This is a genomic window from Methylobacterium sp. E-041, assembly GCF_022829665.1.
Taxonomy (GTDB): domain Bacteria; phylum Pseudomonadota; class Alphaproteobacteria; order Rhizobiales; family Beijerinckiaceae; genus Methylobacterium.
This window is the reverse complement of record NZ_JAKSYQ010000042.1, coordinates 1-23400: the sequence shown is the minus strand read 5'-3', so window position 1 is coordinate 23400 and position 23400 is coordinate 1. Positions and strand designations below refer to the sequence as shown.

Genomic DNA, 23400 nt, shown 5'->3' with positions numbered 1-23400 from the left:
TCGTAGCGCAGGCGCGAACGGCTATGCTGCCGGCGAGTGGTCGGGGTCCACATGGCACATCCAGATCAGGCTTCAGCACCCTTCTGGAATCACCGCCATCCCGGCCACTCAACCCCTGCCGGATGTTATCGGACGGGCTCTTACGCAAAGTAAGAAGTTCGAGCATCTGGTACTCGCGGGTCGTCAAGGCAACAAGGCGTCCAGCAATCTCGACGGTTTTCCGGTCGAGGTTTACCGCAAGGTCGCCTACAGTCACCACAGCGTCTATGTGCCCCTGCGACCGGCGGACGATCGCCTGGATGCGCGCTACGAGCTCGTCTTTGTGGAACGGCTTGGTGAGGTCGTCGTCAGCACCGAAGCCAAGGCCTTTCACCTTGTCCTCAATGCTGGCCATGCCCGACAGGATTAGGATCGGCGTCTTCACCTTCGCGAGGCGAAGGCGGCGAAGCACCTCGTAGCCCGACATGTCAGGCAGGTTCAGGTCGAGCAGGATGATGTCGTAATCGTAGAGCTTACCGAGATCGATCCCCTCCTCACCGAGATCGGTGACGAAAGGATTGAACCCTGCCGTCTTGAGCATCAGCTCGATGCTCTGCGCTACCGACGCATCATCCTCGATCAGCAGAACTCGCATCGCTCAATTCCCAAAAACGTTAAAAACTCCTAACCCACTATCCTTAACAAAATGCTGCTCTGCAAATGTTGGCTTGTGTCGATGATCCTGTCACGCCGCCTTGGCTTGTTGTCCGGTCATATTCCGATTAGTCTGGCTTAAAGCGGTTTTTCGAAGCAGGATAATTCATGTCAGATGAAATAGAAGCAGTTGTAGAGTTCAACTTTACGGCAATGGCTGCGGACATCGTCTCGGCTTATATCTCGAACAACCATGTTCAAGTTGGCGAGCTGCCGAACTTGATCGTTAGCGTTTATGCTTCCCTTACCGGCCTCGGCAGGCAGGTGCCACCTGTATCGCCCGAAGTTGAGAAGCCGACGCCGGCACAAGTCCGCAAGTCGGTCACGCCGGATGCGCTGATCAGCTTCGAGGACGGTAAATCCTATAAGACGCTGCGCCGTCACCTAACGCTGCGGGGCCTAACCCCCGAAGCCTACCGCGCAAAATGGGGTCTGCCAGCCGATTATCCGATGACGACGGCGAACTACTCCGCGCAGCGCTCCGAACTGGCGCGTTCACTCGGCCTCGGCCAGCAGCGACGCAAGGCGGCCTCGAAGGCTGCTGATACGGGAGAGACGATCTCCGAGGCGCTCAAGACCCGCTTCGGGCAGGCCAAGGGCCGGAAGAAGGCCGCCGAGACGGCTTAAAGCTGCTCAGCAACCATTTTATGCGCTGGAGTACACCTTCACAGCTCCGCCGCATTCCAAGCGCCGTCTGAACGGTGCCTTCGGGAAGGGAGCATCAGGTCATGGCTGGAAGCGATCACGAGCCTACCATTCCACCCACCGTGCCAATCACGGGCGTGAACGTCCCAGATCCAACCACCGGCGGTGAGCCTGAGAACAAAGACCCGGTGGTCGAGGCTCAAAAGAAGCCGAATGATCCGGACAAGGCGGCCGAGGACGGTCAGGCCTAGCTTCTGACGAGCGGCGCTCGGGCCGGATCGGCATCGTAAACCTCGATAGGCCCTAAGGCCTACCGAGGCGGTTACACATTGATCCTATCAAGCTGCTCGAACGGTGGCGAGGAAGCGTCCGACTTCAGCTGCAAGGGTCTCGGACTGACGCGACAGCTCCGAGGCCGCGCCGAGCACCTGGCTCGCCGCAGCGCCCGTCTCTTCGGCCGCACCGGCCACGCCGGCGATGTTGCTCGTGACCTCGCCTGTACCCATCGCTGCCTGGCTGACGTTGCGCACGATCTCCTGCGTTGCCGCGCCCTGCTCCTCAACCGCCGCCGCGATGGACGTTGCCACGCTGCTGATCTCCTGGATCCGCGCGGCGATGCCACCGATCGCCGTCACGGCTTGACCGGTGGACGCCTGGATGCGTGCGATCTGTCCCGAAATCTCGTCGGTCGCCCGCGCCGTCTGCGAAGCCAGCTCTTTGACCTCGGCAGCGACCACGGCGAAGCCTCGTCCCGCTTCACCGGCACGGGCTGCCTCGATCGTGGCATTCAGCGCCAGAAGGTTGGTTTGTCCGGCGATGGTGGAGATCATGCCGACCACGTCGCCGATGCGCGAGACCGCCGTGCTCAATTCCTGCACCAGCGTTCCGGTTTGATCGGCCTCGGTGACAGCCTGCTGTGCGAGGGCAGCAGAGCCATCGACCTGGCGACTGATCTCCTGCACCGATGAGCCAAGCTCCTCGGCCGCCGCGGCGACCGTGTTGACGTTGGTGGCGGCCTCCTCGGCGGCGGCGGCCACGGTCGTGGATTGGCTCGCCGTTTCCGTCGCCGTCGCGGTCATGGTCTGGGCCGTGGCCTGCAGCTCGGTCGCCGATGATGACACCATGCCGATGATCCCCCCAACTGCGGCCTCGAAGCCGTCAGCCATCTGGCGCATCCCGGCCTTGCGCTGCTCCTCGGCAGCCAGACGGGCCTGCGCGGTCTCCTCTTCCAGAGACCGCATCCGGATCAGACCGTCCTTGAACACCTGCACGGCATCGGCGATCGCACCCATCTCAGTGCGGACGCCTTGATAAGGAATGTCGGCAGCGAGATCCCCTGAGGCGAGACGGCCCATAGGAGCGAGCACGGTGCGGATGCCCTTCCCAATGCTCCAAATTATAAGTCCTGCGAGCACCGCGGCGAAGGCGACGCTCGCGAGACCGATCACAATCATTAGAGCTTGGACCCGTTGGGCGGTCGCCTCGCCCTGCGCTACAACGGCATCACCCGCCGCATTGTTAAGTGCCAGAATGTCATCCAGCGCCTTGGCTGCTACCTTGATGCGTGGACGCACACGCTCGGTCATCTCGTTCTGTGCGATGTCCTTCTTCCCGGCGCGTGAATGCGCAAGGACACCATCGACCGCCGCGATGAAAGATTTCCATTCTTGCCTAAAGGTATCAAACATCGCCTGCTCGCCCGGTAGGCTGACGAGCGGCGCATAGGCATCGGCAGCCCGTTCGACCAGTCTCATCTTTTCCGACAAAGCTTGCTCCTCAGCGGCCATGCGGCTGGGCTCAGCGTAGAGTACGTGATTGACGACGCTAACCCGCACATCGATGACGTTGCCACGTAACTCGCCCGCGTAGCGCACGCTCGGAACAGTGTTGCGCCCAAGATTAGCGTTCTCCCGGCTCAGATCTATAATACCCCATAACCCAACGGCACCTACACCCAGCATCAAGGCACAAAGCGTAGCAAAGGCGGCGATAAGTTTCGCCTTGATCGAGATTGAAGTTAAGCGCACGAACGACGTCCGATCGATCTAAAGATAGTATGGGCCAATCTCGACGCTTAGCTTGATATGGTTAATAATCTGACTACTAGATCTTTGCTCAAATAGGCGCCATCAGCCCCTTTTCAGGTCTAGCTGCATAGCACCAAGGGTTATTGTTATGGCAATGCAGCGGCAGTAATGCGGACCAAGCTCTCTATCGGTTATCATCGTTATGGCTTGGTATCGCCGGACAGACGCGCGTGGGTCAAAGCGGGACTAGACAGCTAAGTTCTACAGGAACCCGCTCCCCGAGTGCCCCTTGAAGGCGTTCGCCCGGCGGACGTAGCCAACCACCGTGCGCGGATCGCGGTACCCAGACTGATCCATGATAAGAGCGAGATCGCCCACAGCGGGTTTTTTGCGTTGTAGGAATGGCAGGGGATCAACCACAGGTAGGAGGATGTCGGGTCTAAACAGCTATGCTCGGTGAGCGGCAATTCGTCGTTCACGAGGAACTCATGCAGTGTGCATGGAACAAACAGCGGAACGAAAACGGGCCCTACTTCAGAACCTTGCCCACCATGCGAGACCGGCGCGTGCCAAGCTATGTTTGGATCTGATCACCGCTGCACGCCTCCTGGGGACCGATCCGAGCGTTATCGACGCGATCGAACAAGGCACCAGCAACGATCTTTCACTGGAGGCTGCGATCGGTTTGGCGCAGGGGCTTGGTTTGACGGATCTGGGGCTGCCCCGGTCAAAGCCATCGGGATCAATTTAGCAGGCACGTGATGAAACCGAGTGCTCTCGACCTGCGTAGGCCGGCCTATGAGCATTTCGAACGATCCTCCCTCGGACTATCACCAACGCCTGGCATCGCAGGTGCGCGCTGCTCGCCTGCGATGCGCTTACTCCGTCGAGGCCTTGGCCGAACTCGCCAGCGTCGACCCATCCATGATCGTTCGCTTAGAAAAGGGTGACCTCAGCGAGGATGACGCCTCCTACCGTAAGCGCGTCCTTGATACGCTCGGCTTAGGTGCCGTCGCACGTGGCTGAGATGCTCACTTATGCCTGCCCAGGGGTAAGGGGCCTCCACTAATGTTGGCAGCCTGTTTGCCTGCATCTATCAGGTGGTCGATGCTGAGCTGCTGATCATAGACGTTGTATTTATCAACATTCTCGGACAAACCAATCCGCTGAGTCCGGGACAGGGTGAAAATCTATTGACGATATAAATTTGACTAATCACTTCATTATTCGTTTCGAAGTCCGTATTTTTTAAATAGCGATATGTTCATTTCATATCTTATAAGAAATGTTTTATTTGTCACATTGATTGCATTTTTTCTTTGATAACAAGTATTAGAGAGGCAAAATTCTAAGTAATATTTAACTATTTATTAACCATTGTAATAATTCGATGGTTGCGCTGACCAATCGGTAGTTATCGGCGCGGTACTATGCATACCTACGGTTGCATCACCCCGCAGCGATTGAAGCATCAATGATCCGCGTCCTCACCTGCGTTGCGCAGCAACACGACCTGCGCCTTGTCGCTCTCTCGGCGCTCATCTGCGCACTTGGGTGCTTCGCTACCGTCGCCTTGATGGCGCGGGTCGATAGGGCGTCTAGCGCGACATCGCGAGCCCTAATTTCAGCTGCGGTCATCTTCGGAGGTAGCATCTGGTCCCTGCACTTCGTCGCCATGCTCGCCTTCCTTCCCGGGGCTCACATCGCCTACGATTTAAACCTCACCGTAGCCTCGATGGTTGTAGCCACCATCGGAACCCTGGCTGCCTTGATCCTTTGGCGGCGCTCATCCCCGAGCCTACTCGGGATCGTGCTGGCCGGTACCGTGCTCGCTCTAGCGATCACCGGCATGCACTACATCGGGGTCGGGGCGATGCGTGCCTCCAGCTTCATTTTCTTCGATCCTAGCTACGTCGTAGCCTCGATCCTGATTAGCAGCATGTTGTCCGTTCTTGCCCTGGCACGCGCCCGTTCGCTCGGTGGCCTTGGCCGCAAGATCGAAGTCACAGGATGGCTCGCGCTCGCGATCTGTGGCCTGCACTTCACGGGCATGGCCGCCGTCACTGTGGCGCCGATCGCACTACCGACGGACGAGAGTTATGTGCTCAGGTCGACCTCGCTTGCGCTGGCAGTCGGCGTCGTCAGCCTCGTGGTGCTGATCGCCGGCCTCGTAGCCATGACGCTGCAACAGCATCTCTCACAGCGCGCGCTGCTCGAACTCGATCGTATGCGCCTGCTGAGCAACCTCGCGCATGAGGTGCTATTCATCCATCGCGACGGCCGGGTCCTGGAGGTCAACCAAGCCGGCACCCGCCTGTTTGCGATGCCGGTTGATCAGATTATCGGAAAGCCGGTGCTCGACTTGTTTGCTCAGGCCGACGCGCCAGCGCTGCTGCGGCGTACACGCTGCCGCTCCGAAGATTTGCGTCCGGAGGAGTTCGCGATCCGCACCGCCGTCGGCACATGCGTGCCGGTCGAGCTGTCCTGCCGCACAATCGAGTTCGGCGGCAAGCCCGCCACCGCGGTCGCCCTACGCGATCTCACCGACCGTAAGCGCGACGAAGCACGCATCCGCCATCTCGCCTTGCACGACGCCCTCACCGATCTGCCCAACCGCTACCTCTTGGAGCAACGCTTCGGCCCTGCCCTGGATGCAGCAGCCATAGACGGTAACAGCGTCGCGGTGATCTGTCTCGACCTCGATCGGTTCAAGGCAATCAACGATCTGTACGGCCACGCGGCCGGCGATGCCCTGCTGGTTCAGGCAGCCAAACGAATGTTGACCGAGCTGCGTCCGACCGACACCCTCGCCCGAGTCGGCGGTGACGAGTTCGTAGTGGTACTCACCGGTGCGCGCGCCCCCCAGCAGGTCGCCGAAATTGCTGGACGATTGATTGCTGGCCTACGTCGCCCATTCCGCATTGACGATCACCGCGTCGAAATCGGTGCCTCCGCCGGTATCGCCCTCTATCCCGCCGATGGCAGCACGGCTGAAACTCTACTGCGGGCCGCCGATACCGCCCTGTACCGGGTCAAGGACGAGGGGCGCGGCGCAGTACGTTTCTTCGAGGCATCGATGGACGCGCAGCTGCAGGCGGTTCGACAGCTCGAACACGAACTCGGCGGCGCGATCGCCCGTGACGAGCTGCGACTGTTCTACCAGCCGATCGTCAACGCTCGTACCGGCGAAATCGAGACTTTCGAAGCGTTAATTCGCTGGCAGCACCCGCAGCGCGGGTTCGTCTCTCCAAACGAGTTCATCCCAGTCGCTGAGCAGGCTAATCTGATCGGGCAGATTGGGGAATGGGTGATCGACACCGCCTGCGCGGCGGCAACGGCTTGGCCGCAGCCATGGCGCGTGTCAGTCAATGTCTCGCCGACCCAATTTCGGCAATCCGACGTTCCAGCGGCCGTGGCGGCAGCGCTGGCGCGGCATAATCTCGACCCTGCACGGCTGGTGGTTGAGATCACCGAAAGCGTGTTCATCCAGGATGCCGCGAAAGCTGTAAAGGTGCTTACCGACCTACGCGGGTTGGGCGTGCGTCTGGCTTTGGACGATTTCGGCACTGGGTATTCATCACTCAGCTACTTGCAACAGTTTCGGTTCGACAAAATCAAGGTCGATCAATCGTTTGTGCGACGGCTTGGACAGCACGCGGACACACTCGCGATTGTTCGCGCGATCGTAAACCTTGGTCACAACCTCGGCCTACAGGTGACGGTCGAGGGTGTCGAGACGGTCGAACAGCTGTCGATCCTGCGCGAGCTGCATTGCGAGCAGATGCAGGGCTACCTGTTCGCCCGACCTGGGCCGACCTTAGCCGTCTCCGAGATGGATCAGGCACGGCTTACGGCATTGTTCACCTTGCCACTAATGCGAGTATCAGCATAATAGATCGTAACACTAATCTAAATATTGACGTAGTTTTGATCAATAAGTGCAAATACCTTGGTCGCAGAGCTATGCGGAGAAGTAATAAACATCCTCGTCCCTATTTATAGATATGCAAAAAACGTTGCCACGATCAAAAAAATTAATGAATATTTCAGATCGTATCATCCAAATGCTCTCCTAGCGCCAAGTCACCCTATCGCCGAGCAAATCCATGCCCCTGTTCTTATTCCGGCTGCGCGCCCTGACAGCTGCCATCAACCGCTCACGCGGATGCATCGACCTCGATCTCGATGGCACGATCCGTGAGGCCAACTCCAACTTCCTCAACCTCGTCGGCTACAGTCGAGAGGAGCTAATCGGGAAGCCGCATAGCCTGCTACTTCCAGTGGCCGAGCGAGATAGTGCCGAGACTCAAGAATTTTGGGCCATCCTTCGGACCGGCAAGCCACAAACCCGCGAGTTCAAGCGGATCGCCAAGAGCGGCAAGGAAGTTTGGATCCTTGCCTCCTACAACCCTGTTCTCGGCCGTACCGGCAAGCCGGCCCGGATCGTTGTCTTTGCATCCGATATCACGGCTCAGAAAGCACGCAGCATTGATACCAACGGACAGGTCGCTGCTCTGCATCGCTCACAGGCCGTTATCGCCTTCACCCCTGACGGGACCATCCTTGAGGCTAACGCTAACTTCCTGTCTGCAGTCGGTTACGAGCTGAGCGAGATCCAGGGAAAGCACCACCGCATTTTTGTCAATCACGCCGAACGCGAGACGCTGGCCTACGAGATGTTCTGGGCCGCACTTGGACGTGGCGAGTATCAAGCAGCAGAATATTGCCGCATTGCGAAAGGTGGACGCGAGATCTTCATTCAGGCGACTTATAATCCGATACGTGACGATGACGGACGTTTAGTCAAAGTGGTCAAGTTTGCTACCGACGTGACTGATCAGGTTTACGAACGACGGCGGCGAGCTGAGAAGGCGCTTGTCATTAGCAATGATCTCAATGTGATCAGCCAAGCCGTGCATGCCGTAACTGAGCGAGCGGTGGTCGCTGCCGGGACGGTTCATCAAGTCTCGGGCGACATTCAGGTGGTTGCCGCAGGCGCGGAAGAGCTGTCGGCTTCCGTGTCGGAGATCAGTCAGCAGGTACAGCAAGCCTCGCATATCGCAGGACAGGCGGTCGAGCAGGCACAGGAGACCGGCACGATCGTGGCAGGCTTGAGCGAGCAGGCTACCCGTATCGGTGAAGTAGTCGCACTTATTCAGGCAATCGCTAGTCAAACCAACCTCTTAGCCCTGAACGCAACCATTGAGGCTGCGCGTGCTGGGGAGGCTGGACGGGGCTTTGCGGTTGTAGCGCAGGAGGTCAAGCAGCTTGCGGAACAGACCAGCAAGGCCACCAATCAGATCCGACAGCAGATCGGTGCTACGCAAGGGGCGACACAGCGGGCGGTAGATGCCATCGGTACTATCGGAGGCACGATCAGTAAGCTGGATGAGGTTTCATCGGCGATCGCGGCGGCGGTGGAAGAGCAGTCAGCGGTGACGCGAGAGATGTCAATCTCTATGCAGACAGCCTCCCATGGCGCCGCTAGTCTCGCGAGCGGAATAGATGCAATTGCGCAAGCGGCCGAGCAGGTCAATCAGTCAACCGCTAAGGTGCGCGAGGCTTCGCTGGCGGCCTAGAGCATGTTTTAATATTTATAGGCAGACCACCAACACGAAGTTCTAGTATCTAATCACCTCGCCGCGTAAAGTGGGCCTTGTTCAAGATCGTGAATTGGTCATAAGAACCCGCTCCCCGCATGATCCTTGAAGGCGTTTGCCCGGCGGACGTACCCGAGGACGGTCCGGGGGTCGCGGTGGCCTGACACTTCCATGATGCGCGCGAGGTCGGCTCCACGCTCGGCCGCCGTCGTTACGAACCCGGCGCGCAGGCTGTGACCGCCGAACGCCGCCGGATCGAACCCGGCCGCCCCGGCATACCGCTTCACGATGTCCCCGATGCTGCGATCCGTCAGGGCTTCGGCCCTGATCCGACCTGACCGGGAGATTGGTCGGAACACCGGCCCGTCCGTGATGCCAGCAGCCGAGAGCCAGTCCCGCAGCAGAGCCGCCGGCCGAACGTGCCGACCGTGCGGGATCGCCTTCTCTGCTCCCCTGCCCTCCTGGTCTGTCTTCGAGCGCCGGATTAGCACGCGCAGGCCATCAGCGTGGTCGGTCAGGTCGGAGACCAGCAGCGCGGCCAACTCTGATCGGCGGAAGGCGCCTGCGAACCCGAGCCCGAGCAACGCTCGATCCCGCTTGCCGGCGAGCCCAGGCGGGGCGTGCGAGAGCATGGCTGCCAGCACCTCGGCCGTCGCGGCGGTCTTCTGGCGGATCTCCATGTCGGGCCGGCGTCGGATGCCCTTGATGACCGCGTGCACCGTCTCGTGCGTGCCTGGGTCGGGGAGGTCAGCGAGCTTGTGCGCGTAGGCGATGGCCGCGAGCCGCCGGCCGATCGTGGACGAGGCCCGCCCGGCTGCCGCCTCGTGCGAGAGGGATGCCGCCACCGTCTCGGGCGCCGCCGGCAGCGAGGACACGCCATGCCTGCCGCACCAGGCCGTGCAGGCCGCCCAATCCGACTTATAGGCGCGGACCGTGGCCTTGGCCTTCGAGGCGCGCTGATAGTCACGCACCAGGGCGAGCGCTTCGGCCGACAGGTTGCCCCCGGCGAGGGGCAGAACCGCGACGGCTTGCATCGGGGGGGGCAGAACTCCGCATCGCATCCCCTTCCGGCCCCGAGGGCCGTCGCGATCATGTCGCCCAGCACGTCGTCCGCCCAATCGTTCGGAAGGCCCATGTAGTGGCCCGGCCGGCGGATCATGCCGCAGAGGAACTGACCGTCCTCGAATTCCAACGCTTGGCACGCGCCCTCGGCTGGATGATCGGGGATATGTTCGAGCGCAATGGCGCACGGTTTGGCTGCGCAGCAGTAGCCGCAACCGTTGCACGGTGAGCCATAGTCCGGCTTCATCGGAAAGCGCTCACCGCTGGTCCTATCTATCAGAACGATCGCTGTCATTGAGACTGCCTACCGGCTGAAACTTCCGAGAATGACCGTTATCGGAACTTAAACTAATGACATCTTGATAGCAAGCTGTCTCAACGTCGAAACGTCCATGCTTAAGGATAGCAAAGGGGCTAGCGGTCAAGACAGCGTGATTGGGAGCCGTCGATGCGTCGTGGCGTCGATCCGGCTTGACGGACTGTTAAGCAGACGCCTTTCAGTCTCGGCGTCGAGGCGGCAGGACGGCGAGAATGCGAACCATCACGATAGCGGCCCGAAAGGGAGGCGTCGGCAAAACGACGCTCGCGACACACTTGAGCGTCATTGCGGCCGGGCCGGGCAAGCCGGTCCTCCTGTTCGACACTGATCCGCAGCGGTCGCTGAAATGGTGGTGGGATCTACGACAGGGCGACACGCCGGCCATGGTCGAGTTCGAGGCTCGCGAGCTTGCCAAGATCCTGCCGGCGGCTGAAGCCGAGGGCGTGGCCTACAGCATTATCGACACGCCGCCGCATGCAGAGAACTCGATCGCCGATGCCATGCGTGTCGCCGATCTCGTCATCGTCCCAACGCGACCTGGCCCGTTCGATCTCGCGGCCGTGGCCGCAACGCTCGATCTATCCCGACGCGTCGGCACAGTGCTGCTTGCCATCATCAACCATGCGTCTCCGCGGACCGGCGCTAGCGAGCCCGCGATCGTCGCTGAGGCGCGCGAGACGTTGACCCGGATGGGGGCGACCGTTGCTCGATCCGTGGTCTCACAGCGGGTGGCGATGTCTCACGCCGTCATCGGCGGGCAGACGGTCAACGAGTTCGAACCGAACGGGCGCGCCGCAGAAGAAATGCTGGCGCTATGGCACGAGGTTCAAGAGACCATGAAAGGGCAGGGCCTATGACCAGCGAACGCCAGCCGCTCACCAGCCTCTCGGATCGCCTCGCCCGCAAGGTGGCGCCGCCCGAAGCCGATAGCCCAGTCCAAGCGCCCGCCGAGCTAGCGAAAGCCGCCAAGGGAACTGACGCGCGGGTGCAGATCATCGTTCGCATGACGCCGGCCGAGCGCAAAGCGCTTCGACAGATCGCCCTGGATCAGGACACCACCGCCCAGGCCCTCGCGGAGGACGCGATCCGCGATGTCCTGAGACGGCATGGTCACAAGACGTAGGCCCGTCTCGATGTCTTGGCCTGTTGACGGCTTGACAGGTTGACACTTCGCTATCGTGCTATCGAGCCGTCCCTCACAGCCGCGCCACGGTCGGGTATGCAAGCCGGGCGAGCTGCGATGATGTGGTACTAGGTAGCAAGCCTACCTGACCGCATCAGCCCTTATTGCGGGATCGCGGCGCCAGGAGCTTGCGGGACGTGGCGGCACGAACTGCCGCTCGTTCAATGACCGTCCGAGACGCCTTAAAAATCGCGCGGGATGCCTTAGTAATCGCGGCGTGTTCGGCTCGGTGAGCCTCGATCCGATCAGTTAGCGCCTCAGCCTCAAGGGCTATCCAGCTTTCCAAGCGTCGCATCGACCATCCCTTGGCGGTTCGTGGTGGGACGGTACGCTCCTCCCATGGTCACGCCAACGAAAACGGCGCGTCGGGGTTAAGAGCGCGCCGGGGTGTGTTGAGAACGGTTCGGGGGAGGAACCTGTCAGGAACTTAGCTCCAGGCAATGACGGCGCAAACATGAGCCTAGCTGCTACGACAACACGATCCTGCCAGCTACATCACCACGAGTTCCGCTACCGTGCACGGGGAGGGGGGGTGATACTGGCCTCGAATTGCTTATCCTGGCCGCAATGCCACGTCCCTCATGCCAACACCCTACCAACTGTCAGGCCCGCGGCCGTGGTGGACCCTGCCGCCGTTGCGATGCTGGGGCGATTGCCCGACGTGCCGTTGCGCTTCGAGAACGTATCCTGGCGAACCAGGCCGAGGGCCTTCCGGCATATGCCCCACGTGGTCGCGAGCATTTCGAGGGAGCAGTAGGAGCACTGCCCTCGCTGGCCCCCGACAGCTCAGTGATATCAGCGTCCCGCCACCATCTTCAAGAACGCCACGCCGGCGGTCGAGATGACATTGCTGGACCCTGACCACGCTAGCAAAGCGAGATGGAACAGGGCTTCCCCAAGCGCAACCATGGGGCATCTGGTGTGGTTCTCGCCTCAGACCCGGATCACCGGGTGTCTCGGGAGAACCTGATGCTGGTACGTTTTGGGGTCGGCTTCGTGCTTGCCGCGCTCACAGCGAGCACGACCATGGCCGCTCCGGTGTCCCCCGAGGATAAGGCCGCCATGCAGCTGCTCTGTGCTGGCGATTTCGCAACCTTATGCACCGGGTTGCCGCCTGAGGACGGCCCTGAGACGCGCGCCTGCTTCAACAGGAACATGTCCAAGCTCTCGCCTGGATGCCGGAACGCCATCGAGGCTTACAAGAAGAAGGGCTGAGGGCGCCGCATTAACGAACGCCTCCCGCCACCATGTCGAGCAAAGCTACGCCAGCAACGGTGAGGATGTTGCCCCGGCCGCCCCAGGGCAGGGGAGCGAACGGGATCACCGCGCACTCAGCTACCACGACCGGCAGCACGACCTCCGGTGCTTCTGCCTCCCGGTCCGCATCGTTCCCGCGCATCCACACGACCTGACTGACGTGGTGGTTCTCAGGGGCGGCGAGCGAGGGTTCCGCCTCCCCGTCGCCCTCGATGTCCGCATCCCCGTCTATGCGGTCGAGGATCGCGAGCAGGCTGTCCGCGGTGTCGAGAGCGCTCTGTGCCGCTTCCTCGATCATGCGCCGGGTCTCGGCCGGCGACGGGGCCGGAGGGACCTGCGCCACGGTAGCGCGCGGGCGGAAGGTAATGACGTTGCTCATAGCTCAGGCTTTCACGCGGGATGCGCCGGGAGCGGTTTCGGGGTCCGCGAGCCAGCCGCGGATTTCATCGGGGGTCACGTCAACACGCGGGATCGGCGAGAGCCCGGCAGCCGCGATCAGCCCGTGCAGAAGCGCCCGGCACCGCGCGGTGTCTGTGTCCGCGTCGCTCCCATCCCAGGCCGCGCCTGCATCGTGCTCTAGGATCTGAGCCTTGAGCCCGAAGCCGAGAAGCGTAGTCGCCGGAAGGGCCATGACATGCCGCACGGTATCCTCGCGTCCCAGGTTCGCGAAATGGCGGACCCGATCAATCGCGTTTTCTAGGTTCTCGGGCAGCGGCAAGCCGGCATCATCCTCACGGGCCATGGCTTCATCGCTGACGCGAGCGAACCCCTCATATTCCGCAACGAGGGCCGTCAACTCGGCCTCCACGGTAGACAGTCCCGGATGCGCTGCGGGAGCCGTGGTGCGAAGCAAGGTCTCCGCTTGCTCGCGAAGCGCCGCATCCCCATCAAGCGCAGGATTGATCGGATCGGTCCCGAAGTAGCGAACGACCTCGTGCGCGAGGGCAACCCCCAGGTCGCTCGCGACCGGACCCGCGGCGGCCGGCGTCGGCGGCGCCATGTCGGACTCCGGCGCATACTCGCCAAAGGCTAGGTTACGGTAAGCGGTCGGCATCCAGGCGGCACGGGTGTTGCCGTGGCATTCGAGGCCGTAGACCCCAGCCGCGCGCTCGATGACGGCCTTAGCGTAGGCGAGACGTTCGGCATCCGATGCTAGCGGAGTGTGGAGAACCGTCCGGAACGCGGCGCGCTCTTGCTCGGCGCGCGTGTCGGCATCCTCCATCTTGTAGACCTGAGCGTAGAGCCGTTCCGCGTAGGCTCTCAGATGCTCGTGGATCGCGACCGACACGGCGGAGGAAGCCGGGGGCACGGAGGCGGTCGCGTCGGGCCGGCGATCCTTGCCCGTATTCAAGGTTGAGGCCTTGGCCTCCAGCGCGGCGCGTTGCTCGCGCATGGCGGATATCGGATCGGCGGTGGGCTGACGCTTGAACGGAGTGCGCATGTCGTAAACCTTGTTTTCTAGGTTGCTAGCAGTCTGAAATGCTGGACTGCGGGATTGCTCAGCGCAGGGACGCGAGCCCCGTGAGGACGCAGCCGCCGCCGATGATCGCCACCGCGGCCAGGAACTCGCCGGCCGTCTCGATGACGCGGCCGAGGCGGGCAGGCGTCGGCGCCGGGCGAAGGTTGATCGTCGGCCCGATCAGCCGGCCGGACGGCAGGGCCAGGGGCGGGCGTTGGACCGGCTCCACGCCCAGGCAGCGGGACAGGTCGGCCTCGCGGGCGTGTGCGATGGCCCAGGCATCGCCGTGGCTGGCAGCGTTCGGCGCTTCCTCGGCAGCGAACCAGCGCAGATGACGGACGAGGCAGAGCATACCGGCGCGGGTCGCGCAGGGCGTGCCGAGCAGCGCCATCAGCGCGGCGTCCGCATCGTCCTCGGCGCGCATCGAGGTCTCGCCGTTGGGGGCGACCTGAAACAGGCTCCACGCCTCGGAATGCCGCTCGATCGCCGCGAGGATGGGGTCCGCGTGGAAGGGGATGCGCTCCGCGTCGAGGGAGATGGAACGCAGGGGCTGACTAAAATCGGGAAAAATGGACGTGCGTCATCGGTCGGGCTCCAGAGGGCTCGTGAGGGCAGGCAGGCAGGGAAGGCGAAGGGGAGAAGAACGGCGCCGGCTACGGCGGCTGGCGCGGCTCGATCGACATCACGGGGTATGCCGAACGACAGGCTTGGTCGCGTCGATAAACGCCTTCAGGTCCTCGTGTCGGATCACGGTCGCTGCGCCGATCTTGCGCGCCGGCAGCTCGTTCGCTGCGATCATGGCCCACACCTTGGACTTGGACACGCCGATCATCGTGGCGGCGTCCGGAACTCGATACGCCAAGGCGTCCGGCGGTATCGGCCGCCGAGCGATCTGCTGACCGCGCTTCGAAGGAGAGCTCATCCTGCTTCCTCATCGGATCATCTCGGCGCTCACGGCGGCTGACGGACGCCGCGCGCCAGCGCCTAGGTGGGGCGGCGACACGGAACCCGGCCGGGCGAACAACCTTGCGGAGCCGGCGACGGGCTGCACGTCGGGCACCTGCGCTACCAGCACGCTCGCCGCGGGCGGTGTGGTAGGCGGCCAGCGCCGCGGCGGTCTCAGGCGTGGTCGGCGTCAGGGCGTAGAGGTCGAGGCGGGCAAGCCGGCGGACATGGGCCAGGGAAGCCCTGTATGCGCGCCAGCCGGCGGGCATCGGCAGACCGGCGGCGGCGAGATCCGCCGCGACACGCCCTGAGGCGGAATAGGCAGCATCGGCTTTCTCGGCCCAGCGGATCGCCGGCAGCACCCGGTCGGAGGCCATAGCCGGCACCCGCGACGACACAAGGACGAGGAAGGCGCCGAGGAGGCCACGGCGGGAGAGGTCGGCCATCAGCGCGTCTCGCTCAGTTCGGCGGCGACGAGGCGCCAGCGGCGGGCGTTGCCGAGCGCCCAGGCATGGGCATCGCGCTGATCGGTCTCGCCGGCCGCAATGCGGTGGCGGTAGGAGGCCGCGAGGCGCAGGCAGGTCGCGTGATCCTGCCGGGCGTGCAGCAGGCGAACGGCGGGGGATCGGATGAGGTCGGCGGCCATCGGTCCGGCCCTCAGTGCGCGCGGTAGGGGCGGGACGCCTTGGCGGCGGCCCAGGCGCCCTTGAGGGCGTAGGACATGCACACGCCCCAGGCGTCGCCGGTCACTTCCATGCGGGCCTGAGCGGAGAGGATCGCGGCGCGCATGATGGCCGAGCGGTTGAAGGTGCCGTCCCGGTTCACCAGCGCCTCAGTGCGATCGAACCGCTTGGCGCTCTCGGTGGCGGCAACGATGGCAGCCTTCGCGGTGATGACGGCGCGGCGGGCGTTGGCGGTCAGGCGCGGGTCGGCGCTGCGGGCGATGTGCGAGGCGGGGATGAGGTTGGCGAAGCGCATTGGGGCGATCCGTCGTTTTTCGATGGATCAATCTATAAGCGATGCTTTTTAACGGATCAAGCTCTTTTAATTGCTCTTGTCGAAATTCGATGGTTTCGCCATATTGGCGACCATGATCTCCCCTTCACAATGCCGGGCCGCACGCGGTCTCCTGAATTGGACACAGGCGGACCTCGCGAAGGCTGCAAGCGTCGGCGTCGTGACCGTGCGCCAGTTCGAAGCGGAAGGTGCAGCGCCACGCGCAGCTACCTTGACCGTCCTTACTCAGGCTTTCGAAGCCGCCGGCCTGGAGTTCATCCCGGAGAACGGGGGCGGTGCCGGTATCCGGTTCCGGGAGCGGAAGGGCGCCAAGGTGGACGAGGGCCTGCGCCCGGATCAACTCACGAGCGAGAACGACGGCGGCGCGGAGGGGTAAATTGAATGACCGCGGCGCTACGCGGTAGAGCTACGATGCGGATCTCGGTACCGGTTCATACGTGTGTAGCTGCAGCGCGAGCCATTGGGACAGCTGCCTCGTTCGATACGGACTCCAGATCGGCGAGGCTCAACGACTGTCCTCCTGGCCCTGTAATTTCGACATCGGTTAGATTGCGTGCAGTCAGGTCGCGATATTTGCGCACCGCCCATTCAGGTGTCGGGCATTTGTAGGTGACGGTCCCGTTTTTGGCTGTCCCGCGGACGATGTAGAGAGGCTGCTGTTCCATCAGACGGCGATCCCGGCTGCACCGAAGATCGCACGCTGCTTCATGATGCTGATACGTTGGGTTCGGACCGCGTGCTCCAGATTGGGTACGTCGGGGTCATCCGCTTCTCGCAGCACTGACAACGCCTGGGCCAGCGCATCTATGGCGAACTCGTCCAGCATGAGGTTGAGCGCCATTCTCTGGCGCAACCTCGCATCCGGGCCGTCGGAGCTGGAGGGCTGTTTTTCCATAAGGCCCCAACCGGCCAACTTTCGTTTGGTTCGGGGCCAGGCAGGCTGAGTATTTAGGTTGAGAACAATATAATTGCCGCCTTTGAACATGCCGGCATTGGTTCCGGGCGTGGCAGGCGTCGTGAAGGTCGACAGCTTGAAAGGCAGACCATGATCGACGATCCCTTCCTCCTCGTCATGATCGCTGCCGCAGTTGTTACGATTGCAGCCGCACTCCTCGTCTTCTGGTTCACAGGGCGGAAGGATCGCGATGGGGGTACTGGTAGCCCATGAGAGAACGTCGCGTGCCCTTACCCGCCACTCGGCTTCTCACCAAAACACAGGCTGCAGCGTACTGCGGTCTGTCGGCAGCAGCTTTCGCAGCGCGGTGTTCGGTGAGCCCAATCGATTTTGGAGATAGGCGTCTAGATCGGTTTGACCGTCAGGATTTGGACTCCTGGATTGATGGTCTGAAGGCGCCTGCACCTCGAACGAAGAGCGTTGCCGATGCGCTGATCGAGTTCCGGCAGGGCAACAGGGCTCCACCCTCGCCGCGGGGCGATCGGAAGCACCAGCATGAGAACAGTAGTGGCGCCGGCATTCGATTTCGGGAGCAGAAGGCGCCGTGAGGGGACCAGCCCGGAAGGACAAGCTAATTCCGAGCCTGCACTACACGCTGACCCTTCTGACCCAAGCGCCGCGGTTCTACAGCACGTCGATGCACAGGCTCGTTCAGCTCGAAAAGCGCGGGTACGCCGTATTGACTGGGGCCACCGCCGATGATGGCTCGCGGGAGTGGGAGATCACTGAAGCCGGGCGCATCGCATTGCGGGCCTGTGCCGAGAATGATGCTCTATGATCGGTAGGAGCCGCTACCCAGCTTCGGGATCGTGAGACATGATCGCCTCATCTGAACGCTTGCCCGAACTGTCCCGCCTCGCCGGCCTCCTCGCGGATCAGGTGCTGGACGCGCAGATCATGAGTCGGCCAGTCCCGGAGCCACATATCCGGGCGCTACTCAGCGCCGCCTTCCTGCTGGACGAGTACGGCCTTCCGCTTCCTTCGCTGCTGCAGCAGATCGTTCACGGGGCGGAGCGGGGAGCGGACTAATGCAGCATGTCCCTGCCGACGTTCATGCGGGTCTGCGGTGCCCAGGCGATCGACCTCGGCCATGGCGTCATCCGATGGGACCGCAACGAGATCGATGAGTGGATCGATACCCTGCGGCATGGGCCGAGCCGCCTCCCTACCGACGACGAGATCCTTGCCTTGTTGAGGTGATGCGACCGTGCGGGCTACGCCCCCGGTCTCATCGAAGGGGCGTTCCCCTCTCGGGGAGAGCTGAAACGCTCGGGCACCTCTCTGTAGGTCCGGCGGATCGACGCCGTGGCGCCGGCCGCGGCCCGCGTCTGGATCGGCTGCCAACCCTTCGCGGCCGAGCGCGGGGCATAATGGATGCTGGCGGTCTCGTCGGTCGCGTGCCCCATGATCGCTGCGACCTCGGCCCTGTCCGTGACGGCCTTCAGCCTGGCCGCCGCGACGTGCCGGCAGGTGTAGGGTGTGACTGGCCGGCGAACGAGGCTCGGGATACCGGTCGCGATCGAGGCTGCACGCAGCGCCCGGCGGATGCCGGCGTGGACCCTGTCCCACCCGTGTTTCTTCACGAACCACCCAAGGGCTGCGATGAAGCTGTCCAGGATCTCGATGCGCTCGGGCAGCCACTCGTCCAAGACGAGGACACGGACCTCACCGTTGGCACGGCCGTTCATGTTCTTGCCGTTCCGGACGACGAGGTGCCGCCCGACCAGCCGCGCCGTCGGCCACTCGCTCGGGCGCAGGCCCAGCCGGCATGTGTTCCGGAGGTAGCCGCGAGCCAGAGCCGCGTACTGATGCCCGAGCCTCGCAAGCACGCGGTCGATGGCGTCGGCTTCGGCCTCCGTCAGATGCTTCCGCTTGTTCGCGCTGGTGAGCTTCGATCGCACCGTCTGCTCTGGAGCGACAAGGCGTTGGGACAGAGGGTCGGCTACCGTCGCAAGGAGATCTAAAGCTGGGAGGATGAGCCCGGCACGGTTGGGGTTCTCTTGAAGGAGGCGCCAGAGAAAGGCACGGATCGAGGCACGATAGACCCGGACCGTCCGCCTGGACCACCTCCTATGCGCAGCCAGGAACCACATCACCAAGGCGAGCGGCGTAAGGGGATCAACTCCGGTCTCGCGGGTCGCTCGCACGAATAGGGACTGCCCCCGCTTGTAGTAGGCGCGCTCGGTTTCCGGCGTCTGCGTCGGTGTTTCGACGTTCCGATCGGACATCGTCGCCCCCTGTTACATGCGCCGAGAAACCGTCTCGGACCGCATGCATCTGAGGGTGCTTAGGAGCCTCGAAAATCGCCATAGCTGGTCCGGCCACCCGCCTGGGCCTCAGGACCGATCCCGAACTGGGCGAGGACTACAGGAGCGTTCGCGCAGCCGCGATCCGCATAGCAAAATACGTCGCCCCCATCGGCGCAGATGAACGTTGCCTGCCGTCCGCAGTCCGCGGAGCAGCGAAGAGGGCTGGTCCAAGGTAGGCGATGAGCGAAGCCCTTCGCCTTTTGGATCTGCCGATCCGGAGGCAGCATGTAGGTTGGAAGCGCTGGACGCTTGGTCCGAGCCGGCATGGCAGCGGGCGAGCACTCTCCCTCGGTGCTGGCAGCCTCCTGCTCGGCCGGCGTTGACGGGGCTTTGTCGGCCTCTTCCGCTTCAGCCTGCTTGATAATGTAAGCTTGGCGAGCTGCAACCGCTGGGCGGATCGTTCGCACCTCCACGCCCCGGATCGTCCGCCAATCCCAAGCGACATGGCCCAGCGCGCGCAGGAGCAGCACCGCGTTCTTGATCGTGTTCTCTTTCAGATCGAGTTCCACGCCGATCTCGGCATCGGTCGCCCGACACCCGGCCGTAGCGAAGCCAGGCCAGTCAGCCAGAAACCATGCGACGGACTTGGCTCCCTTCCGCACTCTGCGATTTCGCCGGACGCTGGCCGACCACGCCAGCACCGAAACCCTTACCCCTGCGGTTTGCATCGCCAATCCCTCGCGCCCGAGTCAACGCTAGCCGGGATCGACGCAAGAGGCTCAATCGCGAGAGCGCGTCAGCACTGAGGTAGGGTGCCGAGTGGGAGCCGGATCACGAGCGGGACATCGTTGACCCGCCGGTAACCGATCAGAGGCACCTTACCCTCAAGCCGGGCTCAGGACCGGTTCGCTGGTGAGATAGACGAAGCACCCGTCACCCCGTGATCAGATCGGGGGGACGGGCCTGCTGCCTACGGCCCGGCCCACCACACCGGCACGCCAACGGGGCACCCCGGCCGGTCCCGCCGAAAGATCTGTTTCACCGTATCGGATCCAGGTATCACCGATGCCTCGACGCGGCGGGCGTTGATTATAAGGCGGCCGCAGTAGTCGACGCGGATCACGCCGAACAGCTTGGCTTCGATCCTTTGCTATCCACTATGGATTGAAACTGATGCGAGGTGTTTGGGCGACATCCGTTCAGCGGCATTGGCTCACAGTCATGCGCAGCCATCGATAAGATCACCATTGGACATTTTTGTTCAGACATACAGTTACAGTGCTGTAAACGATCCGTGTGTTTCACGCGCGTGATGGCACACCCTTCGCCAAAAAGTATATTTATCGTAATTCCGCATGAGCGGCATTTATCAATGATTTTCTTCAAGGTATTTCTTTGGTAAAAATAGATGGGAAGTGCGGTATGAAAATACGATATTAAATGGACATTAACTATCTATAGATGGCTAATGAGCCCTGATGCTCGTTGCCTTTCATCATCATCAGCCGCACGTATGCCAGCAAGAACGCGCAGCGGGTTCGTGAACACTACTCGAGCGTGCTTATCAAATGGCCCGCAGCCAATGCAAACAGCGTACGTCCATCGCGACCACATGGTTTCGTTTTTCCGATCAACCGCCTGTTGTCTGATCCTAGCCTTTTCGATCAATACGCGGATCTGAGCGGCCTTCTCGTCACTCGTCAATTTCCTCTGTTCGACTGTGACTTCAGGCTGCTGCGCTTCCTGCGCCAGCGTAGGCGAAACTGCTACAATCAGCGTGGCAAAAGCCAAAAACTTAGAATGCATTGGTTTCTCCTATTTGAACGTTCGATGTACGAAACAGTGATAGGACGTACAGGCGATACGGAAAGTTTCACATTTTTCCGAATAAAAGTTATCATATTTTTGTCTCCAAAGAGACTGATCAAAAGATGACAAATTCGCCTGGAGATACAGCCTAGCGCCTCTATTCCACATCGTGCTTAGCGAGTGAGCCGTAGGGTGCGGCCATATCAGCGCATCAATCCTGCGCGGGATCGCATTCAGTCTGGTGGATTGTACGCCGTCCCTATGGGCGATATTCGTATCTGTCGTGAAAAATGATCCTTGGCAGATCCGTGCTCGACGCGCTGGGCTCTCGCAGGCGAAGCTTGCGAAGCTCGCTGGGGGAACTGAGACTGCTGTGTCGGAGGGGCTGACTGGGAAGAAGAATGGCGGCGTCCCGCCCTACCTTCAAAACCTGATCCGGCTTTGGGAAATCGCAGACCGCGAAGGGCGTGAGGCTATCTTAGCGGAGCCCTACCTTGGTTTTGATGCGCGCGAGCGTCTGAAGGCTCCCAAGCCCGATCAGCCGTGATCCCCAGTCCCAAGAGTGGCGCTACTCCGCCGTCCTCAACTTCGGCTCACTGCGCCCGCTCCGGCCCCTCGATCGGTCCATATAGAGTGTCAGCGCGATCAGTTCGCCGGCGCTGCTCTTGTGGCCGTTGACCAGCTACAGGCTCAGATCGTCACCGGTCGGTTCAGCCTACCGGCCGATTGCGCGGAGTGCTTCGGCGCCTTCATAGAATAGGTCGTCGCTCACGGTGTCGTCGCCCTCGCCTCCGGGTTCAGCCGGTCCCGCATGTCCTTGCCGGCCTTGAAGCACAACTTGGCCTTGGCCTCGACGGCAACGGAGGCGCCGGACCGCGGATTACGCCCCATCCGTGCCCGCGTCTCCACGACAGTGAAGGAGCCGAACCCACGCAACTCGACACGATCGCCGGCCGCGATGGCGTCTGCGATCCGGCCTATGATGGCATCGACCACGGCCTCGCAGTCCTTCGCGTAGAGTTGCGGGTTCGCGTCGGCGAGGCGCCGGACTAGTTCGGATCGGATCATGGCGATGCGGCCGCCCTCGCTACCGGGCCGTCAGCGCGCTTTCGTCGGTCCGGCCGATCCCCACCCGTGGGCCTGGATCGCCTTGGTCAGCTTGCCTTGCATCTCAGGCGTCACCGACTGCATCCACTGCTGCGTTCCTACGAGCTGCGCTTGCGCGAGTTGGGGCTGGGCAGCGACCAGACGCTTGCCGGTCGGGGTGGCGTAGAACGCGGCGATAACCTGCAGGTCGTCCTTGCCGAGGGCCCCAGCGAAGCCGCGTGCCTGGATGTCCAGCAGCTCGTCGAAGTGTGCCGTGAGGGTGGGCAGCACCACCTCCTGGACCAGGGCCTGGGCCTGATCCTGCTGTTTGACCCCAATCTGCTGCATCATGCCAACCATGGGTGCCGCCATCGCGTTCAGCAGCGCGGTACGATCCCCCTGCATCTGCGCGACGACCTCGCGCGCCGCCTTCAGCGTCGCAGGATCAAGCGTGGCGGCCGGGGCAGCTGGTTTGGCTGCTGACTGCGCCATTGCCACGGTCGGGACGGAAACGGCGAGGCAATAAGCGATAAGGGCTAAGCGGCGCATTGGCTGATCCGATCGCGATTAAGGACGACGCAGCCCTACGGCCGGACGCTTGCTCTCGTACCATGCTCGATGTCGGCTGCATCAACCGCCAACGACGCCAGTGACGATCCACTCCGCAACGTTGACTTAACGGTGTCACCCAGCCGACATGCCATGTCCGGCCTGTGCGCGCCCTGTGGCGAGTCGTGAGCCGGCTGGAATAAGGGATCAAGGCCGCGAGAAAGACCTAAGCCCAAAACGCCAACGGCCCCACCCCGGCAAGGGTGAGGCCGTCGAAATCGAGTGAGGTCCGGGGACCGCAGAGCTGCCCCCAGACATCATAGCTCCTGCCGGGAGTCAATCGGGATCATTTCCCGAGACGACGGCGCTTTGCCTTTTGCCGGGGACGGTTCACGCCGAGCCCCTGGCCTGACCGGCTGGCTTTGGACCGGGCTGATTGAGAGGATCAGCCAGGACCAAAGGAGTTGGACATGCGGCGAGGCCAGAAGACGAACGCGGAGCAGGTCGTGCTCAAGCTGCGTCAGATTGAGGTGCAGACGGCCCAG

27 protein-coding genes are annotated in these 23400 nt (G+C 62.3%); 11 read left to right on the top strand and 16 right to left on the bottom strand.

Going from position 1 to position 23400, the window contains the following annotated elements:
* The coding region (locus tag MKK70_RS03030) for a response regulator (protein ID WP_243945760.1) at positions 1–634 on the bottom strand (634 nt) is incomplete at its 3' end.
* 167 nt (positions 635–801) lie between these two features.
* On the opposite strand from MKK70_RS03030, the gene MKK70_RS03025 reads away from it, so the two are divergent.
* Both MKK70_RS03025 and MKK70_RS03020 read left to right on the top strand, forming a co-directional pair.
* The gene (locus MKK70_RS03025) at positions 802–1320 is read left to right on the top strand and encodes a MucR family transcriptional regulator (protein ID WP_243945756.1); all 519 of its coding nucleotides are present in this window, start codon (positions 802–804) and stop codon (positions 1318–1320) included.
* A 101-nt stretch (positions 1321–1421) separates the two neighbouring features.
* Complete coding sequence (locus MKK70_RS03020) at positions 1422–1589, top strand: hypothetical protein (protein WP_243931862.1); 168 nt, start codon at positions 1422–1424, stop codon at positions 1587–1589.
* An 87-nt stretch (positions 1590–1676) separates the two neighbouring features.
* On the opposite strand, the gene MKK70_RS03015 is transcribed toward MKK70_RS03020, so the two are convergent.
* On the bottom strand, positions 1677–3365 hold the full coding sequence (locus MKK70_RS03015) for a methyl-accepting chemotaxis protein (RefSeq protein WP_243945755.1): 1689 nt from the start codon (positions 3363–3365) through the stop codon (positions 1677–1679).
* 499 nt (positions 3366–3864) lie between these two features.
* On the opposite strand from MKK70_RS03015, the gene MKK70_RS03010 reads away from it, so the two are divergent.
* The 3 genes from MKK70_RS03010 to MKK70_RS03000 all read left to right on the top strand — a co-directional run bounded on the left by MKK70_RS03010 (position 3865) and on the right by MKK70_RS03000 (position 8944).
* Complete coding sequence (locus MKK70_RS03010) at positions 3865–4116, top strand: hypothetical protein (RefSeq protein WP_243945753.1); 252 nt, start codon at positions 3865–3867, stop codon at positions 4114–4116.
* Positions 4117–4839: 723 nt separating this feature from the next.
* On the top strand, positions 4840–7257 hold the full coding sequence (locus tag MKK70_RS03005; RefSeq protein WP_243945751.1) for an EAL domain-containing protein: 2418 nt from the start codon (positions 4840–4842) through the stop codon (positions 7255–7257).
* A 214-nt stretch (positions 7258–7471) separates the two neighbouring features.
* A complete protein-coding gene (locus MKK70_RS03000; protein WP_243945749.1) occupies positions 7472–8944 on the top strand; it encodes a PAS domain S-box protein in 1473 nt (490 codons plus the stop codon).
* Positions 8945–9042: 98 nt separating this feature from the next.
* On the opposite strand, the gene MKK70_RS02995 is transcribed toward MKK70_RS03000, so the two are convergent.
* Positions 9043–9999: a site-specific integrase gene (locus MKK70_RS02995; RefSeq protein WP_243932460.1), complete on the bottom strand. Its 957-nt coding sequence runs from the start codon at positions 9997–9999 to the stop codon at positions 9043–9045.
* 559 nt (positions 10000–10558) lie between these two features.
* On the opposite strand from MKK70_RS02995, the gene MKK70_RS02990 reads away from it, so the two are divergent.
* From MKK70_RS02990 to MKK70_RS02980, 3 genes are all read left to right on the top strand, one after another.
* Positions 10559–11203 carry a ParA family protein gene (locus tag MKK70_RS02990; protein WP_243945748.1) on the top strand — a complete coding sequence of 215 codons (645 nt, stop codon included), beginning with the start codon at positions 10559–10561 and terminating at the stop codon, positions 11201–11203.
* Entirely contained in the window at positions 11200–11469 is a 270-nt protein-coding gene (locus tag MKK70_RS02985; protein WP_147860252.1) for a ribbon-helix-helix domain-containing protein, read from the top strand. Before MKK70_RS02990 ends, MKK70_RS02985 begins: the two co-directional genes overlap by 4 nt.
* Before the next feature lie 939 nt (positions 11470–12408).
* A complete protein-coding gene (locus tag MKK70_RS02980; RefSeq protein ID WP_243932471.1) occupies positions 12409–12744 on the top strand; it encodes a hypothetical protein in 336 nt (111 codons plus the stop codon).
* 10 nt (positions 12745–12754) lie between these two features.
* Here MKK70_RS02980 and MKK70_RS02975 read toward each other — a convergent pair whose 3' ends face one another.
* The 6 genes from MKK70_RS02975 to MKK70_RS02950 form a co-directional block, all read right to left on the bottom strand.
* Positions 12755–13165, bottom strand: a complete 411-nt coding sequence (locus MKK70_RS02975) for a hypothetical protein (protein ID WP_243932478.1) — start codon at positions 13163–13165, stop codon at positions 12755–12757.
* A 3-nt stretch (positions 13166–13168) separates the two neighbouring features.
* The gene (locus MKK70_RS02970; protein WP_243945746.1) at positions 13169–14227 is read right to left on the bottom strand and encodes a hypothetical protein; all 1059 of its coding nucleotides are present in this window, start codon (positions 14225–14227) and stop codon (positions 13169–13171) included.
* Positions 14228–14285: 58 nt separating this feature from the next.
* Positions 14286–14669 carry a hypothetical protein gene (locus tag MKK70_RS02965; RefSeq protein WP_243945744.1) on the bottom strand — a complete coding sequence of 128 codons (384 nt, stop codon included), beginning with the start codon at positions 14667–14669 and terminating at the stop codon, positions 14286–14288.
* A gap of 258 nt (positions 14670–14927) precedes the next feature.
* Entirely contained in the window at positions 14928–15167 is a 240-nt protein-coding gene (locus MKK70_RS02960; protein WP_243932482.1) for a helix-turn-helix domain-containing protein, read from the bottom strand.
* A 468-nt stretch (positions 15168–15635) separates the two neighbouring features.
* Positions 15636–15836, bottom strand: a complete 201-nt coding sequence (locus MKK70_RS02955) for a hypothetical protein (RefSeq protein ID WP_243945742.1) — start codon at positions 15834–15836, stop codon at positions 15636–15638.
* A gap of 11 nt (positions 15837–15847) precedes the next feature.
* Entirely contained in the window at positions 15848–16168 is a 321-nt protein-coding gene (locus MKK70_RS02950) for a hypothetical protein (protein WP_243945740.1), read from the bottom strand.
* Between the two features lie 70 nt (positions 16169–16238).
* Between MKK70_RS02950 and MKK70_RS02945 the strand changes: the two genes are divergently transcribed.
* The gene (locus MKK70_RS02945) at positions 16239–16583 is read left to right on the top strand and encodes a helix-turn-helix domain-containing protein (RefSeq protein ID WP_313899068.1); all 345 of its coding nucleotides are present in this window, start codon (positions 16239–16241) and stop codon (positions 16581–16583) included.
* 288 nt (positions 16584–16871) lie between these two features.
* Here MKK70_RS02945 and MKK70_RS02940 read toward each other — a convergent pair whose 3' ends face one another.
* Entirely contained in the window at positions 16872–17048 is a 177-nt protein-coding gene (locus MKK70_RS02940; protein WP_243945738.1) for a hypothetical protein, read from the bottom strand.
* A 930-nt stretch (positions 17049–17978) separates the two neighbouring features.
* Between MKK70_RS02940 and MKK70_RS02935 the strand changes: the two genes are divergently transcribed.
* Entirely contained in the window at positions 17979–18191 is a 213-nt protein-coding gene (locus MKK70_RS02935) for a hypothetical protein (protein ID WP_243932494.1), read from the top strand.
* A 6-nt stretch (positions 18192–18197) separates the two neighbouring features.
* On the top strand, positions 18198–18362 hold the full coding sequence (locus tag MKK70_RS02930; protein WP_243932495.1) for a hypothetical protein: 165 nt from the start codon (positions 18198–18200) through the stop codon (positions 18360–18362).
* 14 nt (positions 18363–18376) lie between these two features.
* Here MKK70_RS02930 and MKK70_RS02925 read toward each other — a convergent pair whose 3' ends face one another.
* The 6 genes from MKK70_RS02925 to MKK70_RS02900 all read right to left on the bottom strand — a co-directional run.
* Entirely contained in the window at positions 18377–19390 is a 1014-nt protein-coding gene (locus MKK70_RS02925) for a hypothetical protein (protein WP_243945736.1), read from the bottom strand.
* 59 nt (positions 19391–19449) lie between these two features.
* A complete protein-coding gene (locus tag MKK70_RS02920; RefSeq protein ID WP_243945735.1) occupies positions 19450–19980 on the bottom strand; it encodes a hypothetical protein in 531 nt (176 codons plus the stop codon).
* 886 nt (positions 19981–20866) lie between these two features.
* Positions 20867–21217: a hypothetical protein gene (locus tag MKK70_RS02915; protein ID WP_243945733.1), complete on the bottom strand. Its 351-nt coding sequence runs from the start codon at positions 21215–21217 to the stop codon at positions 20867–20869.
* A 771-nt stretch (positions 21218–21988) separates the two neighbouring features.
* Positions 21989–22288, bottom strand: coding sequence for an HU family DNA-binding protein (locus tag MKK70_RS02910; protein ID WP_243932499.1), 300 nt, complete (start codon positions 22286–22288; stop codon positions 21989–21991).
* A 30-nt stretch (positions 22289–22318) separates the two neighbouring features.
* A complete protein-coding gene (locus MKK70_RS02905) occupies positions 22319–22855 on the bottom strand; it encodes a DUF2059 domain-containing protein (RefSeq protein ID WP_243932500.1) in 537 nt (178 codons plus the stop codon).
* 317 nt (positions 22856–23172) lie between these two features.
* Positions 23173–23400, bottom strand: a 228-nt coding sequence (locus MKK70_RS02900; protein ID WP_243945731.1) for a hypothetical protein, incomplete at its 5' end; no start/stop codon positions are given.

What these genes read in the sequence shown, in the direction of transcription:
- MKK70_RS02930 (WP_243932495.1), top strand. Translation starts at nt 18,198, where the DNA reads ATGTCCCTGCCGACGTTCATGCGGGTCTGCGGTGCCCAGGCGATCGAC.
- MKK70_RS02995 (WP_243932460.1), bottom strand. Translation starts at nt 9,999, where the DNA reads ATGCAAGCCGTCGCGGTTCTGCCCCTCGCCGGGGGCAACCTGTCGGCC.
- MKK70_RS02965 (WP_243945744.1), bottom strand. Translation starts at nt 14,669, where the DNA reads ATGCGCGCCGAGGACGATGCGGACGCCGCGCTGATGGCGCTGCTCGGC.
- MKK70_RS03025 (WP_243945756.1), top strand. Translation starts at nt 802, where the DNA reads ATGTCAGATGAAATAGAAGCAGTTGTAGAGTTCAACTTTACGGCAATG.
- MKK70_RS03020 (WP_243931862.1), top strand. Translation starts at nt 1,422, where the DNA reads ATGGCTGGAAGCGATCACGAGCCTACCATTCCACCCACCGTGCCAATC.
- MKK70_RS02985 (WP_147860252.1), top strand. Translation starts at nt 11,200, where the DNA reads ATGACCAGCGAACGCCAGCCGCTCACCAGCCTCTCGGATCGCCTCGCC.
- MKK70_RS02975 (WP_243932478.1), bottom strand. Translation starts at nt 13,165, where the DNA reads ATGAGCAACGTCATTACCTTCCGCCCGCGCGCTACCGTGGCGCAGGTC.
- MKK70_RS03005 (WP_243945751.1), top strand. Translation starts at nt 4,840, where the DNA reads ATGATCCGCGTCCTCACCTGCGTTGCGCAGCAACACGACCTGCGCCTT.
- MKK70_RS02925 (WP_243945736.1), bottom strand. Translation starts at nt 19,390, where the DNA reads ATGTCCGATCGGAACGTCGAAACACCGACGCAGACGCCGGAAACCGAG.
- MKK70_RS02990 (WP_243945748.1), top strand. Translation starts at nt 10,559, where the DNA reads ATGCGAACCATCACGATAGCGGCCCGAAAGGGAGGCGTCGGCAAAACG.
- MKK70_RS02935 (WP_243932494.1), top strand. Translation starts at nt 17,979, where the DNA reads ATGATCGCCTCATCTGAACGCTTGCCCGAACTGTCCCGCCTCGCCGGC.
- MKK70_RS03010 (WP_243945753.1), top strand. Translation starts at nt 3,865, where the DNA reads ATGGAACAAACAGCGGAACGAAAACGGGCCCTACTTCAGAACCTTGCC.
- MKK70_RS02910 (WP_243932499.1), bottom strand. Translation starts at nt 22,288, where the DNA reads ATGATCCGATCCGAACTAGTCCGGCGCCTCGCCGACGCGAACCCGCAA.
- MKK70_RS02915 (WP_243945733.1), bottom strand. Translation starts at nt 21,217, where the DNA reads ATGCATTCTAAGTTTTTGGCTTTTGCCACGCTGATTGTAGCAGTTTCG.
- MKK70_RS02960 (WP_243932482.1), bottom strand. Translation starts at nt 15,167, where the DNA reads ATGAGCTCTCCTTCGAAGCGCGGTCAGCAGATCGCTCGGCGGCCGATA.
- MKK70_RS02970 (WP_243945746.1), bottom strand. Translation starts at nt 14,227, where the DNA reads ATGCGCACTCCGTTCAAGCGTCAGCCCACCGCCGATCCGATATCCGCC.
- MKK70_RS02980 (WP_243932471.1), top strand. Translation starts at nt 12,409, where the DNA reads ATGGAACAGGGCTTCCCCAAGCGCAACCATGGGGCATCTGGTGTGGTT.
- MKK70_RS03000 (WP_243945749.1), top strand. Translation starts at nt 7,472, where the DNA reads ATGCCCCTGTTCTTATTCCGGCTGCGCGCCCTGACAGCTGCCATCAAC.
- MKK70_RS02955 (WP_243945742.1), bottom strand. Translation starts at nt 15,836, where the DNA reads ATGGCCGCCGACCTCATCCGATCCCCCGCCGTTCGCCTGCTGCACGCC.
- MKK70_RS02940 (WP_243945738.1), bottom strand. Translation starts at nt 17,048, where the DNA reads ATGGCGCTCAACCTCATGCTGGACGAGTTCGCCATAGATGCGCTGGCC.
- MKK70_RS02950 (WP_243945740.1), bottom strand. Translation starts at nt 16,168, where the DNA reads ATGCGCTTCGCCAACCTCATCCCCGCCTCGCACATCGCCCGCAGCGCC.
- MKK70_RS02905 (WP_243932500.1), bottom strand. Translation starts at nt 22,855, where the DNA reads ATGCGCCGCTTAGCCCTTATCGCTTATTGCCTCGCCGTTTCCGTCCCG.